A 13,288-nucleotide genomic window follows, 5' to 3' on the forward strand; every position below is an offset into this window, starting at 1 on the left:
ATATCACATTTTGAACAGATGGAAGATTAAAGCAGAACTACGGTGAGGTTGTCGTAACGTATGGTGAGGCAAAGTTCTCGTATAGCGTATCCCGGATCCAAGGCTCGCGACCGGCTTGTTCAATGTAATGCGTGATTGCTTCGCCGGAAAGGTATTCGCCGTATTTGGAGCCTGCTTCTTTTGAGATGTTTTCTTCCATTAAAGTGCCCCCAAAGTCATTTGCACCAGCGTGCAGACACTTCGACCCTTCCTCAGGACCCATTTTCACCCAGCTGATTTGTATGTTTTCAATAAAGCCGTGGAAGAACACTCTTGCGAGAGCATGAATTTTTAAATGATCTTCCATACTAGCACCAGGACGTGATTTTCCAATGCGGAAGAGATGAGTATTGTAGTGAATAAAACCAAGCGGCACAAATTCTGTGAAGCCGCCTGTATCCCGCTGAATGTTACGGAGACGCTCCATGTGATATACCCAGTCGTCCGGTTCTTCAACATGACCGTACATCATCGTAGAAGTCGAACGCAGGCCGACCTCATGGGCTGTTCGAATAATTTCTTCCCACCGGTCAGCTGTCAGCTTTACCGGAGAGAGCTGGCCCCGGATGCGGTCATCGAGAATTTCTGCTGCTGTTCCAGGGACGCTTCCAAGACCAGCTGCTTTTAGCTTTTGCAAGTAATCTCGAACTGATAAACCAGTAATTTCTGCTCCGTAATCAATCTCCATAGGGGAATAGGCGTGGATATGCATGTCTGGATATGCTTCTTTAATGCCTTCAACCATACGGATGTAATGCCACGGATCCATCGTTTCTTCAAGCCCTCCTTGAATGCAGACTTCGCGCGCACCAAGTTCCCAGGCTTCTTTTGTTTTTGCCACCATGTCCTCTACAGATAAAAAGTAGGCATCCTTAGCTGTTTTCGTCCGGCTGAAGCCACAAAATTTACAGCCGACAAAACATACATTTGTAAAGTTAATGTTTCGGTTGAGGGTGAAAGTGACACGCTCACCGACGGTTTCTGAACGCATCGCATCAGCAACCGCGACTAAGCCATCAAGGTCAGCCCCAGACGTATGTGCAAGCTTACGTGCATCTTCAACGGAAACCTCTTTGCCATCTAAAGCAGTTTGTAAGATGTTGCGGACCTCTGTGGAGGTTTCGGCTAAGTTTGGCTGATGAATAATCGGTTGGGTCATACAAATTGACTCCTTTCTTTTTTCAGCTCATGTACAGCTTCGTGGGCAGGACCTTCAAGAAATCCAGGTTTATGAATATAGTGATCATAAATCGCTAGACGTTCTTCAGCTTTGAGACCGAGAGATTCAGTCGTTTCAATTAATCGATCGCGGGCAGGCCACGGTGCTTCAGGGTTAATATAATCAATTGTTAATGGAGATACCCCGCCCCAATCCGTAATCCCTGAGGCAAGCAGTTCTTTTAAGTAACGGCGGTTTAAATTCGGCGGCACTTGCACATGAATTTTACCTTGAAACATTACTTGTGCCACAGCTGCAAGGCGAAGCATATCCTCTTCAGATACGACGCCATCTTCAAGAGAGGACATCCCTTCTTTCGGTTGAAAGTTTTGGATGATCACTTCTTGGATGTGCCCGTAAGTGTTGTGTAAATCGCGGATGGCAAGCAGTGTATCGATCCGCTCCTCCCACGTTTCGCCGATCCCAACAAGCAGTCCGGTTGTAAATGGGATCTGCAGGCGTCCCGCTTCTTCAATCATGCGAATTCGACGGTGTGGTTTTTTGTCAGGTGCATGCTCATGAACTTCACCAGGTTCAGTTAAGCGGGGACTTACGTTTTCAAGCATCATCCCCATACTTGCATTGTAAGGTTTTAATCCGGCAAGCTGGTGCTTTGTTAACACGCCGGCGTTTGTATGAGGCAGCAGGCCGGTTTCTTCAATGATCATCTTACATATAGCGGTCGTGTATTCAATCATGTTACGGTAGCCGCGTTCATTTAACCAGGAACGCACTTCCGGAAAATAATCTGATTTGTCTCCTAGGCTGACAAGCACTTCTGTGCACCCTAACGCTTTAGCCTGCTTTACCCGGTCGAGAACTTGCCCCGGGGTCATAATTTCAGCACCAGGGTCTTCTGGCCGGCGCTGAAATGTACAGTACGTGCATCGGTCTTTACAAATGTTTGTCAAAGGAATAAAAACATTTTGACAATACGTGACGGTGTTTTCGTGGCAGTGGGTGCGAATATTACTTGCACGTTTTTTTAACGATTCAATCGGTGTCGTGCGGGTATAAGTTGTCCAGTCCATAACTCCCTCCTTACGTATTGGCAGCAGCTTTTTCGTCAGTGATATCAAACGGGCGAACCCAGGCAACCTCGTCAGTATCAGCAGCTGCTTTCAGCTGATCTTCGATGGCATTCATTTCACTGTTAACCATTTCAATTGTCATATCCAGCTCCATCATTGTTGACTGTTGTTCCATAATCATCGATTGTGTACCGTTTGTTCCTTCAGCCATAGAGCTCATACGTTCTTTTACAGCCTGAAGTGATTGTAAACTTTCTTCACTAACAGACCGGGCGCTTGCAGATTCTGTACGAATCGTTTCAATATAATCTAGAAGTTGTTCAACAGAAGATATCACCTCTTGAAATACGGCAACAACTTGCTGATTTTTTGTGATACTTTCATGAATTGAGCTCACTTCCCGGCGGAAGGTTGCTTCTTGATTTTTCATGTTGTCAGACAGTTCGGTTGTTGTGCTGCGGATATTATCTGCAGTCGTTGTCACTTGCTCAGACAGTTTGCGGATCTCTTGAGCAACCACAGCAAACCCTTTTCCTGCGTCACCGGCGCGTGCCGCTTCAATGGAAGCATTTAAGGCGAGTAAATTTGTTTGTGAAGAGATGTCTTCAATCGTTGCCATCGCTTCGTGTACTTGGTTTACATTGTCTATTAATGCTTTGTTCTGCTCGCCAAAGGCATGAATATTATCAGAAACACCTTGAAGTTCTTCGCTGAATGCGTTCGTCTGTGCTTTACCATCCTGAGCATAATTCGTAACACTGCGGGTGGTATCAGCAGTATCTTTCACCATATTGTCTAATGTCTGCATGAGCTCATATGTGTTTTGAAACGAATTGTTCAATTGATCTGTCATACTAGAAACTTCTTGAATGTGATCGTTCATTGTTGTCATCGTTCCAGATACTTGCTCAGATGTTTGACTCACCTGTGACCCCATCGTTTGTAAATGGCCGGCCTGGGCATTAACGTGACGTAATTTTTCAAGAGGCTGCTTAATTCGATCACCTAATAGGTTTTCACCTGCAGCTGATGTCTCAGTTTCTTTAGGTAGTGAAAATTGCCAAAGTAGAACTAAAACCGCAAGCAATAAAATGGTTGAATAAGGAACGGTTAGTACTGGCTGGGCTGAAGCAATCAGCCAGGCATTGCCGGCAGCCATAAGCAGGACGGCCCCTGCACCAATCAAAAAAGCCTTTTGAGTGAAAAGTTCGCGCATTTTTGTCATTCATACATACCTCCTAGTAATTTTAGTTTAATTTATATAAACTGTTTAATCAATTTATAATAATTGTTTAAATTAAAATAATGTTTTATAATGACTTTAGGATTAATTATTTTTAAAATTGGGAAATTGTTTGATGCATCACTATTAATTTGCAAAGGGGCAGATGTTTTTGGCAAAGTTAAAAGATATTTCAGTATTTGAAACGTGTTTTGGTGAAGTAAATGATGAAGTGAAGTCGCTCGATAAACAAGCTGACAATTCAACGCTGGCTCAATCTTCATTAAAATACGAGACGAAAGTTCCGCAGCTTGAGTATATGTGCTTAATGATGGAAAATATGGTGATGACAAAAAAGTTGAACGGTACAATTTATGCTGGCTTTCAAAAGCAGTCGCGTGCAACTGCAATCATGGATCGTTATCTTGCGATGGCAGAGTATTGTAACATTTATTTGTTTGGAGAAAACGACGTGGACCTGCCGGAACATCCAAATATCACGTATATTGATTTGCCGCCGCAGGCAAATTTAATGCGAGAATGGTTTTTAGTCATTGATGGTGACGCTTTTAAATCGATGATGGTAGCTTATGACCTTGATGGCTTTGGCAATCACGCCGTTGAGGAAGATCGGAACTTTAAAGGAGTTAAATCTTCGAGTCCTGAAGTGATTAACCAGGCAAAAGGGCTGCTGAGCAGTGTCATATAAGCGGTTTTAAGAAAAAAGGCTTATGTATAACAGGTTGTAATTGGTTTAAATAATCCATTTGTCGCAGTCACGTTAAACCATTCCCGTTTTTGATACGATAAAACGTGGTCTTTATGATGTGTTATGAATTTATGCATACAAAAAACCGCCTGGATCTATAAAGAGATCCAGGCGGTTTTGATCGATTTAATCGATGGATATTTTGTTAATCCACTCGTCAACTTCGCGTTCTGCTTGTTCTTGTGAATAGTTATAGCGTTCTTGAACTTTACCAATTAACTTATCGCGGTTGCCCTCAATGTATTGAATGTCATCATCTGTAAGTTTACTCCACTGTTTCTTCGCTTCCCCTGAGATGCGGTTCCATTTACCAAGTAAATCTTCTGCGCGCATAATTAGTTCCTCCTTTAAAGGTAGATTGCTTTGAATTGTTACTAGGAACCTTATTGCCGTTAATCAAGGGCATTTAAACTTCAAATGTTATAATGAGGAAATCAAACTAATTAAAACGATAATCACAATCGCAAGTGCAGCTAGGCGAAGGGCGCAGCCGATGCCTCGCATAATGAGCGGAAAGAAAAAGATAATCGCGATAATAAGGAGAATAAGTGTTAAAGGATCCATAGGGGATCACCTCTTTGTTTAAGCGTTAACTTCAAGTATATCATAAGCACGTGTTGTGATTGTTTGTAAAAGTTGTGGTTGAGGGGTTTTTCGTTATAAAATGAAACAAGGTATTGAGAAGTTCAGTGCTGCACACTAAATAAAGGAGGTTGACGACATGTCTGTACAATTACAGGTAGATCCGACGCCAAACCCGAATGCGATGAAAATTACAGCGAATGAAACATTGTTTTCTGACAGCACATCAGTGAAAAAAGGTGAAAGCTCTGGTCATGCATTAGCTGATGCCCTTGTGCAAATTGAAGGTGTTGATAATGTATTTGGCTTTGGAAACTTTGTTACTGTAAATAAAACAGCTGATGCTTCGTGGGATCCAATTCTTGATGAAGTAGAAAAGGCGTTTGAAGAAGCTGAGCTCGGTTAAATAATGATGCCCCCTGCAATCTAATTTGCAGGGGGCAGTTTTATCTTCTTGATATTAAGCAATTAGTCAATATCGAGCCACTCATCAACTGAATCGCGGTTGTCTTCAATCCAGTCTGCAGCTGCATCTTCAGGATCCATTTCGTTTTCTGAGATATCCAGCATAACTTCGTTCATGTCATCTGGGGTCCAGTAGAAGTTATCAAGAATTTGATAAGCCTCTGAATGATCCTCTTCTAGTCCTTCACGAACCATTGTTCGAATTTCTTCACCTTCACCAAAAGCACCTTCTGGATCATCCAAGAAGTCCATGTCATACGTGTTGAATTTCCAGTGTGGCTGCCAAGCGGTAACAACAACTGGCTCTTCATCACTAATGCGTGAATCAAGTTCTGCTGTCATAACAGCGTCAGAACTGGCGGAAAGTTCCATGTCTAAGTCGTACATTTCAATGGCATCTTCAGCAGAAGACATAATACCGGCACCTGCATCGATACCTGTAATTTCTCCAACAACATCAGAAGAGAGTTCATCAATGCTGTCGATGTCCATGTAATCTGGTACAGCAAGGCCTGTAATCGCATCTTCAAGGTTTGGTCCTAAGTCTACAACATCATCACCGTATTCTTCGTATTCTGCAGCCATATCAGATGGCAGCCAAGCAGCGACAAAACCGTCAGCATCGCCTTCAGCAACAGATATCCACATTGGCGCCTGGTCGGTTTGTGTCATTGTGACGTCATAACCAGCTTCTTCAAGTACTTGGCTGATGACATTCGTAGAAGCAAGCTCAGATTCCCAGGCTACATAAGCAAGTTCAATTTCTTCTCCATCTACATCGATGCCGCTGCCGTTTTCATCAGCTTCACCATCGTTGTCATCGGTTTCTTCAGTTGCAGTATCCTCATCGTCAGCCTCGCCGTTTGCCTCCTCGGCTTCTTCATCACCGCAGGCGGCGAGCACCGCAGCTAAAGATAGTGGAAGCCAAGCGTGTCTGCGTAAGTACTTATGCATCTTTAAAACCCCTCCATAAAATTGACAAAGTTCAATCTGTATTTATTGTTAAAAATAAATTTAACAACTTTAATCATAGTGTAACATAAGCAAGAATAAAGTCAATGTATGTTGTAAAACTTCACTGTACGCTATATTAAGCCACCGAAGTGTACAAAAGTCTCATATTTCACTGGTTTCATTGATTTTAAAAACGGTAATGTTACAATTAAGTTGCAAAATTCAGAATCTTAAAAGGAGGTACACGCAATGTGGAAGAAAGCAAGCTGGACGTTTGGTGCAGCGTTGTTTGCCGGCGGTGCCTGGATATCGATTGCTGCGGGAGCAGATGATTTTTCAGATGTTCCTGATAGTCATTGGGCGGTTGGGGAAATTGGTTACCTTCAAAGTGAAAATGTTGTGCAGGGACATGGTGACGGCACATTTGGCCCTGATGAAAATATGACAAGAGCCCATCTTGCGGTCATGATTACGCGGGCCGAGGATCTGGATACAACAGATCGGCCGGACCCTGGTTTTGATGATGTAAGTGAAGATCATTACGCTTTTGCTGAAATTGCAGCAGTAGCAGATGAAGGAATTATCTCTGGCAGCGGAGATTCGTTTTTAGTTGATGACACATTAAATCGTGGAGAGATGGCTGCCATTCTTGACCGGACGTATGATTTCACAACTTCTGATTCCGTTGAATTTTCAGATGTTCCAGACGATCATATGTTTAATTCTGAGATTAACCATGTTGCAGCTCAAGGTTTAGCCCGCGGTTATGAAGATGGTACATTCCGGCCGGAAGAAGGAACAACACGCGCAGAATTATCAACATTTTTAGCCCGTTCAATGGCACCTCATGAATTTATTGAAAACTGGGCTGACCAAGGTGCTGTAGATACAGCAGAAGAAATCGTGAGCTATTTAAGTGAAGAAGACATGGAATCCGTAGCTGACTATGTGCATCCTGAAGCAGGCGTACGGTTTTCACCATATGCATTTGTTGACCCAGATGAACATGAAAGCTTCAACCGTGTAGAAGCTGCAGAACTCTCTGATGATGATACGGTTTACGATTGGGGAACGTATGACGGAAAAGGTGGTCCGATTGATAAAACGTACAGTGAGTATCACGATCGGTTCGTTTACGCTGAAGATTACGAAAATGAAGGATCTGTTGCAGTCGATCGGAGGCAAAGCAATGGCAGCATGATCGATAATACAGATGAAGTATATCCAAGTGCCACCGTTGTTGAGTATCATGTTCCTGATGAAGGTGAAGGTTTAGAATGGCGGAGCCTACGCTTAGCGATGGCGCAGTACGATGGTGACTGGCATGTGATCGGCATCATTAATGATGAGTGGACGACGTAAATCTAAACAAGTAGCGGGGCTGTCCCGTAAGATATGATTTAAATGATAGGTATGGGAAATATACTCACTTTCACCAATAGCACAAGTGCGATATCGACTCAACCAGCTCCTACGCTTGATGTCGTCGTGTCTGCTTTGCCGAGGGCAACACTTCAGCTAACGATTTACTTCCACAAAGAATCAATATTGTTAGGTGTCAGGCACAAAAAAGTGTGCCTGACACCTAGCACAAGTATGAAATAAAGAAGCGGCTGCCGAACATCGGCGGCGACGCCACCAGGAACAGCGCGAGCCCAAAATCCTGCAGAGAGTGACGTTCTGCCGAGGAAGTTGAGGCCGTGCCTGAGGCAAGCCTCCGCTGTGCTTAAAAGTTTGCCTATATGATCGCGGCGCGGGTGAGAACCCGTGCCGTTTTTGCGCGGCGGCACTTCTGCGTTTACATAAGGCAGGTCAAACAATTACACTGATAGCGGCTATATTATAGGAAAGTAGTTGAGTGTATGTCTGCCTTAGAAGATACAACCATTTGGCGCAATCGAACATTTTTACACGTATGGGCAGCCGGCGTCTTTGCGATGCTCGGCTTTTCAATGTTGTTTTTAACGACCTCATGGTATGTCATCAATGAATTAAATATGCCGGCGTTTGTCGGCGTTGTCTTAACTGTCATTACCGTGCCCCGGGTCGTGATGATGATTTTCGGAGGCGTTGTTGCTGATCGGAAGAAAAAATCGAAAGTCATGTTCGTCACAAACAGCCTGCAGACGCTGATGCTCTGTATTTTAACAATGCTTCTTGCTTTTGATGCACTGACGATCTTGCCCCTCCTTATAGGTGCATTTATTTTCGGCGTGCTTGATGCCTTCTTTTATCCCGCTGTTATGGCGTTAATTCCAAGTGCTGTAGCGCACCACCAAATTCAGCGGGCGAACTCGGTGTTTCACGGTACGGTGGAGCTCATGTTTTTGTTTGGTCCGCTCCTTGCCGGTCTGCTGTTAACTGTAAGCAATTATACGGTGACGCTGGCGGTGGCTGCAGTGTTTGTAGGTGTATCAGCTATCGCAGTTTACCCACGGTTTATTCACGATGTGCCTGCGTCTACGAATAGTGATGAAACTCCGCAGGCGGTCGGGCGCGATTTAATGGTCGGTCTCCGCTATGTTCAAGGCTCACAGATGATTCGTTCAGGGATCCTCGCCATTGTATATGTGAATTTATTTGTGATTGGCCCAATGATTGTCAGCTTTCCGATACTTGTTGATGACAGCGGAGGTACGGCATTTGATTTAAGCCTGCTTGAAGCTGGTTTATCTGTCGGTACTTTTGCGGCAAGTTTTTGTGTATATATCATTTCGCAGCGCCCGGGTCGTGGGCGGATTGTGAGTGTGACTCTGCTGCTTACAATGGGTGCTTTTTTTGTGTTCAGTCAAGTGGAAAGTATACCTGCATTAATGGTTTGGGCTGCAGTTGCAGGTTTTGGTTGTATGATCGTTTACTTGCCGAGTTTAACGATTATTCAGGAACATACCGATGAAGATAAGCTCGGGCGGGTGATGAGTGTCGTGACGGTTGCGTCTGAAGGTTTTGCCCCGGTAGCTTTTGCGATTGTTTCATTGTTCGTTGGCGTTGGCATCCACATTAATGCGGTTTTAACGACAGCGTCGCTTGCAGGTGTCGTGCTTGCCTTGCTCTTTTTGCTGCGGGCTCATTTATTTCGCACTTCGGCATAAAATCTCTACCTTTCATAGACTTTCAAAACGATTTGTTATATACTTTAAAATAATCAGAAAGTATTAAATACAATTTAAAAAGTGACAAAACGCAGGAGGAATGCCGTTTTTGTCATTCACAATGAAAGGAGCGGAAACGTGATGACGAAGCAGGACCCATTGTACCAACCGTATACATCAAAGCGGATGCCGATGTACAGCCGAGAAGGAATGGTGGCGACATCTCAACCGTACGCGGCTGAAGCAGGCAAAGAAATGCTGCAAAAAGGTGGTAATGCAGTAGACGCAGCGATTGCAACAGCTGCCGCACTCACTGTTGTGGAGCCAACTTCCAACGGTATCGGTAGTGACGCTTTCGCCCTCGTCTGGGTCGATGAAAAACTGCACGGTTTAAACGCCAGCGGACACGCACCAGAAAAAATGACCCGTGAAACCTTTCAAGAGCTTGGACATGAGCAGGTGCCGCAGCACGGGATGCTTCCAGTAACAGTACCTGGTGCACCTGGTGCCTGGGCAGAGCTCTCCTACCAATTTGGTAAACTTTCACTTGAAGAAGTACTTGCGCCGGCCATTGATTTAGCTGAACGTGGTTTTCCGGTATCGCCTGTACTTGCAAAGTATTGGAAAGGCGGCGTCAAAGCAATGGAGCGCCGTGCGGAAGGTGAAGCGTTTCAGCCGTTTTTTGACACATTTGCACCAGAAGGCAAAGGGCCGGAAGCAGGAGATGTCGTGCAGCTGCCAGGTCATGCCCGTACGCTTCGTAAAATCGCGGAGACAAATGGCCGCGCTTTTTATGAAGGCGAGTTGGCTGATGAAATTGAGGCGTTTTTCACAAAGCATGATGGTTTACTACGTAAAAGCGACTTAGCTGCGTTTCAACCGGAGTGGGTAGACCCGATTTCGGTCAATTTCCAAGGCTATGATGTATGGGAGATCCCGCCGAATGGTCAAGGGTTGAACACGCTTTTAGCGTTAAAGACGCTTGAAGGTATGGATGTAAATGCAGATATGACGCCTGAAAATCTGCACAAGCAGATCGAAGCGATGAAGCACGGCTTTGCTGACGGGCTGAAGTATATTACCGATCCGGAAAAGATGCAGGTAAGTGTGAATGACTTGTTATCGGAAAGCTATGCGGCTAAACGCCGGGCGTTAATCGGTGATGAAGCCATTCAACCGGAAGCAGGCGAACCGCCAAAAGGTGGCACAGTTTATTTAGCAACTGCTGATAGTGACGGAAACATGGTATCTTTTATTCAAAGTAATTATATGGGCTTTGGTTCCGGCATTGTTGTACCGGAAACCGGGATCAGCTTGCAAAACCGGGGTCACGATTTCAGCTTGGATCCAGCTCACCATAACGTGCTTGAGCCTGGCAAGCGTACGTATCACACCATTATTCCCGGCTTCTTAACGAAAGACGGCGAGGCTGTCGGGCCATTTGGTGTGATGGGCGGTTACATGCAGCCGCAGGGACACTTGCAAGTCGTGTTAAATACGGTATTAGGTGCTTTAAATCCGCAGGCTGTCTTAGATGCTCCGCGCTGGCGCTGGGTTGAAAATAAAACAGTTGAAGTCGAACCGGACTTTCCGGATCACGTGGCGCAGGCGCTTGCTCGTAAAGGCCATAACGTACGTAAAAGTGTTGATGAGGGTGGATTTGGCCGCGGCCAGATCATTTGGCGCGACCCGGTACGCGGCGTTTTAATTGGCGGCACGGAGTCGCGGACCGACGGCTACATTTCATTCTTGTAATCACGAAAGGAGTCCGGTGCTGATGGCAAAGCAGGATAAGTACGATCAACAAATATTGAGCCTTCTTACCGATAACGGCCGGATGTCTTATGTTGATATTGCAAAAGAACTCGGCATTTCCCGCGTAGCTGTGCGCGATCGTGTCCAGTCAATGGTTGATGAAGGTGTGATTGAAAAATTCAGCGTTGTGATTAATTCAGAAAAAGCCGGTAAAGAGATTTCAGCGTTCTTTGAAGTGGACTGTGATCCGCAGTATTTAGTGGAAGTTGCGGAAAGCTTAGTGAATAAGCCAAGTGTGGCGAGCTGTTATCAAATGACCGGCCCAAGTACACTGCACATGCACGTGCTCGTTGAAGATATGGCGGCTTTAGAAACCTTTATTAATGAAGAGCTTTATACCCTTGATGGCATTACGCGGGTAGAATCGCATATTCTGCTGCGCCGATTTAAAAGCCGGACAGGTTTAAAGTTGTAAACCATACAAAGTTTAGGGAAAAGAAGAGGGCGCTGTGCAGCGTTCTCTTCTCTTTCGTTTTTACTGTTTGTGAGAAAGGAGGTTAACGTTGTGGATGTAAAGTTGCAGTCACAAATCTTTTTGGCATTTTTCCGTGTAGGCATGCTCGGCTATGGCGGCGGACCGGCGGCGATTCCGCTCGTTCAAAAAGAAGTTGTCGAATTGTATGAATGGATGGATGATGAAGAGTTTGGTGACCTACTTGCGTTAAGCAATACACTGCCCGGCCCGGTCTTGACGAAGCTTTCCGGCTATATTGGCTACCGGGTAGGTGGTTTCTTCGGTATGCTCGGTGCGCTATTTGCTTCGGTTATACCAACCGTCGTTCTAATGATCATTTTGATTGGATTTTTAACATCTTTTAGTGATTCGCCGATTGTTCAAGGGATGACCCACGCCATTGCTCCGGTTGTTGGTGTAATGATGCTCGTTTTAACATATAACTTTTTAAAAACATCTCGTAATCAGATGGGCTGGACCGGGATGCTCGCTTTGACAGGACTCGCTATATTAATTACAGAAATCGCTGATGTCCATCCAGCCATCTTAATCGGGATCCTGCTTATCATCGGTTTTTCTTCCATACGTCATCGTAAACAAGAAGCAGGTCAAACTTAAAAGGAGGAACTGAACGTGGTTTATTGGGATTTGTTTGTTGCTTTTTTCATTCCCGGGATTGTTGGCTACGGAGGTGGACCAGCTTCAATACCCTTAGTTGAATACGAAGTTGTGCAGCGTTACGAGTGGATGACAACCCAGGAATTTGGTGAAGTGCTGGCACTCGGTAATGCGCTGCCGGGCCCGATCGCAACAAAAATGGCCGGATTTATCGGTTATGAAGTTGCCGGCGCGCCAGGGGCTGTAATTGCTTTATTTGCAACGGTTGGCCCTTCACTGCTTGCGATGCTGCTCCTTGTGGGGCTGTTAATGAAGTTTAAGGAATCACCGCGTGTTAAACGGATGACCTCGTTTATTCGCCCGGTTATTGCTGTTCTTTTAGGGGCACTTGCTGTTGATTTTTTTGCAACGGGTCAAGAGGGTGCCGGCTGGATTCAAACAGGGATTTTAGCGGTAGGAAGTTATATCTTACTTGAAGTTCGTAAAGTTCATCCTGCGTTTGTCATTTTATTTGCGCTCGCTTATGGCGCCATCTTTCTCAGCTGGTGACTTAACACAACAAAGCCCACACCGACAACGGCGTGGGCTTTGTAACGTTATGGTGTCATCATTGGTTGATCCATCAATCCACTTGTAAATGCAAAAACAATTAAAGCGATAAATAGGATAGAGATCACGAGACCGATAATGCTCATAATTAAACCAGCAATCGTCATGCCGCGGCCAGCCATCCCTTCGCGCTTAATCGTCTTAAACGCAAGGATCGATAAAATGATGCCGGCGATTCCTGTAAGCGGTGCAAGAAACAGAAATAAAAGCGACAACACAAGTGTTGAAATGCCAAGAACGAGTGAGGCAATCGCCTGGCCGCTCGTTTTTGGCGGAGACGAGGCAGTTCCAGGTTGCACTGGATCTGGCGTCTCCTTTTCAATCGTTTCATTGCTTTCCTCATGACGCGTTTCTTCATTATTAATGTTTTCATCCTTATGCTCGTCGCGCAAACGGGCTCACTCCTTTATTAAATGCAA

General features: G+C 45.0%; 15 protein-coding genes. 8 read left to right on the top strand and 7 right to left on the bottom strand.

Annotation, left to right across the window (positions count from 1 at the left end; all coding sequences use genetic code 11):
* Window positions 1-37 precede the first annotated feature (37 nt).
* From cofH to B0H94_RS04570, 3 genes are read right to left on the bottom strand one after another with little or no spacing between them, the layout of a single operon-like run.
* Window positions 38-1,198 (bottom strand): 5-amino-6-(D-ribitylamino)uracil--L-tyrosine 4-hydroxyphenyl transferase CofH, encoded by a 1,161-nt coding sequence (cofH, locus tag B0H94_RS04560; protein ID WP_245893902.1) that lies wholly within the window; start codon window positions 1,196-1,198, stop codon window positions 38-40.
* Window positions 1,195-2,289 (bottom strand): 7,8-didemethyl-8-hydroxy-5-deazariboflavin synthase CofG, encoded by a 1,095-nt coding sequence (gene cofG, locus B0H94_RS04565; RefSeq protein ID WP_106588072.1) that lies wholly within the window; start codon window positions 2,287-2,289, stop codon window positions 1,195-1,197. The genes cofH and cofG overlap by 4 nt, the downstream gene beginning before the upstream one ends.
* A gap of 10 nt (window positions 2,290-2,299) precedes the next feature.
* Window positions 2,300-3,514, bottom strand: a complete 1,215-nt coding sequence (locus tag B0H94_RS04570) for a methyl-accepting chemotaxis protein (protein WP_106588073.1) — start codon at window positions 3,512-3,514, stop codon at window positions 2,300-2,302.
* Window positions 3,515-3,677: 163 nt separating this feature from the next.
* On the opposite strand from B0H94_RS04570, the gene B0H94_RS04575 reads away from it, so the two are divergent.
* Entirely contained in the window at window positions 3,678-4,220 is a 543-nt protein-coding gene (locus tag B0H94_RS04575; RefSeq protein WP_106588074.1) for a DICT sensory domain-containing protein, read from the top strand.
* Window positions 4,221-4,406: 186 nt separating this feature from the next.
* Here the strand turns inward: B0H94_RS04575 and B0H94_RS04580 are convergent, their stop codons facing one another.
* Together B0H94_RS04580 and B0H94_RS15095 are read right to left on the bottom strand one after the other, a co-directional pair.
* Complete coding sequence (locus B0H94_RS04580; protein WP_106588075.1) at window positions 4,407-4,613, bottom strand: CsbD family protein; 207 nt, start codon at window positions 4,611-4,613, stop codon at window positions 4,407-4,409.
* 87 nt (window positions 4,614-4,700) lie between these two features.
* Window positions 4,701-4,844 carry a hypothetical protein gene (locus tag B0H94_RS15095; RefSeq protein WP_181315258.1) on the bottom strand — a complete coding sequence of 48 codons (144 nt, stop codon included), beginning with the start codon at window positions 4,842-4,844 and terminating at the stop codon, window positions 4,701-4,703.
* Between the two features lie 157 nt (window positions 4,845-5,001).
* Between B0H94_RS15095 and B0H94_RS04585 the strand changes: the two genes are divergently transcribed.
* On the top strand, window positions 5,002-5,268 hold the full coding sequence (locus tag B0H94_RS04585; protein ID WP_106588076.1) for a NifU N-terminal domain-containing protein: 267 nt from the start codon (window positions 5,002-5,004) through the stop codon (window positions 5,266-5,268).
* A gap of 62 nt (window positions 5,269-5,330) precedes the next feature.
* On the opposite strand, the gene B0H94_RS04590 is transcribed toward B0H94_RS04585, so the two are convergent.
* Window positions 5,331-6,281, bottom strand: coding sequence for a glycine betaine ABC transporter substrate-binding protein (locus B0H94_RS04590; protein ID WP_106588077.1), 951 nt, complete (start codon window positions 6,279-6,281; stop codon window positions 5,331-5,333).
* Between the two features lie 249 nt (window positions 6,282-6,530).
* On the opposite strand from B0H94_RS04590, the gene B0H94_RS04595 reads away from it, so the two are divergent.
* The 6 genes from B0H94_RS04595 (at window position 6,531) to B0H94_RS04620 (ending at window position 12,809) form a co-directional block, all read left to right on the top strand.
* Entirely contained in the window at window positions 6,531-7,643 is a 1,113-nt protein-coding gene (locus B0H94_RS04595) for an S-layer homology domain-containing protein (protein ID WP_106588078.1), read from the top strand.
* Window positions 7,644-8,143: 500 nt separating this feature from the next.
* Complete coding sequence (locus B0H94_RS04600; RefSeq protein ID WP_106588079.1) at window positions 8,144-9,373, top strand: MFS transporter; 1,230 nt, start codon at window positions 8,144-8,146, stop codon at window positions 9,371-9,373.
* Between the two features lie 141 nt (window positions 9,374-9,514).
* Entirely contained in the window at window positions 9,515-11,128 is a 1,614-nt protein-coding gene (locus B0H94_RS04605) for a gamma-glutamyltransferase family protein (protein ID WP_106588080.1), read from the top strand.
* Window positions 11,129-11,150: 22 nt separating this feature from the next.
* Window positions 11,151-11,603, top strand: a complete 453-nt coding sequence (locus tag B0H94_RS04610; protein WP_106588081.1) for an Lrp/AsnC family transcriptional regulator — start codon at window positions 11,151-11,153, stop codon at window positions 11,601-11,603.
* Window positions 11,604-11,693: 90 nt separating this feature from the next.
* Window positions 11,694-12,260 carry a chromate transporter gene (locus B0H94_RS04615; protein WP_106588082.1) on the top strand — a complete coding sequence of 189 codons (567 nt, stop codon included), beginning with the start codon at window positions 11,694-11,696 and terminating at the stop codon, window positions 12,258-12,260.
* Window positions 12,261-12,275: 15 nt separating this feature from the next.
* Window positions 12,276-12,809 (top strand): chromate transporter, encoded by a 534-nt coding sequence (locus B0H94_RS04620; RefSeq protein ID WP_106588083.1) that lies wholly within the window; start codon window positions 12,276-12,278, stop codon window positions 12,807-12,809.
* Between the two features lie 47 nt (window positions 12,810-12,856).
* Here the strand turns inward: B0H94_RS04620 and B0H94_RS04625 are convergent, their stop codons facing one another.
* Window positions 12,857-13,261: a DUF4190 domain-containing protein gene (locus B0H94_RS04625; protein WP_106588084.1), complete on the bottom strand. Its 405-nt coding sequence runs from the start codon at window positions 13,259-13,261 to the stop codon at window positions 12,857-12,859.
* Between the last annotated feature and the right edge of the window lie 27 nt (window positions 13,262-13,288).

The organism is Salsuginibacillus halophilus (assembly GCF_003014715.1).
Lineage (GTDB): Bacteria > Bacillota > Bacilli > Bacillales > Marinococcaceae > Salsuginibacillus > Salsuginibacillus halophilus.

What these genes read in the sequence shown, in the direction of transcription:
- cofH (WP_245893902.1), bottom strand. Translation starts at nt 1,198, where the DNA reads ATGACCCAACCGATTATTCATCAGCCAAACTTAGCCGAAACCTCCACA.
- cofG (WP_106588072.1), bottom strand. Translation starts at nt 2,289, where the DNA reads ATGGACTGGACAACTTATACCCGCACGACACCGATTGAATCGTTAAAA.
- B0H94_RS04570 (WP_106588073.1), bottom strand. Translation starts at nt 3,514, where the DNA reads ATGACAAAAATGCGCGAACTTTTCACTCAAAAGGCTTTTTTGATTGGT.
- B0H94_RS04575 (WP_106588074.1), top strand. Translation starts at nt 3,678, where the DNA reads ATGTTTTTGGCAAAGTTAAAAGATATTTCAGTATTTGAAACGTGTTTT.
- B0H94_RS04580 (WP_106588075.1), bottom strand. Translation starts at nt 4,613, where the DNA reads ATGCGCGCAGAAGATTTACTTGGTAAATGGAACCGCATCTCAGGGGAA.
- B0H94_RS15095 (WP_181315258.1), bottom strand. Translation starts at nt 4,844, where the DNA reads ATGGATCCTTTAACACTTATTCTCCTTATTATCGCGATTATCTTTTTC.
- B0H94_RS04585 (WP_106588076.1), top strand. Translation starts at nt 5,002, where the DNA reads ATGTCTGTACAATTACAGGTAGATCCGACGCCAAACCCGAATGCGATG.
- B0H94_RS04590 (WP_106588077.1), bottom strand. Translation starts at nt 6,281, where the DNA reads ATGCATAAGTACTTACGCAGACACGCTTGGCTTCCACTATCTTTAGCT.
- B0H94_RS04595 (WP_106588078.1), top strand. Translation starts at nt 6,531, where the DNA reads ATGTGGAAGAAAGCAAGCTGGACGTTTGGTGCAGCGTTGTTTGCCGGC.
- B0H94_RS04600 (WP_106588079.1), top strand. Translation starts at nt 8,144, where the DNA reads ATGTCTGCCTTAGAAGATACAACCATTTGGCGCAATCGAACATTTTTA.
- B0H94_RS04605 (WP_106588080.1), top strand. Translation starts at nt 9,515, where the DNA reads ATGACGAAGCAGGACCCATTGTACCAACCGTATACATCAAAGCGGATG.
- B0H94_RS04610 (WP_106588081.1), top strand. Translation starts at nt 11,151, where the DNA reads ATGGCAAAGCAGGATAAGTACGATCAACAAATATTGAGCCTTCTTACC.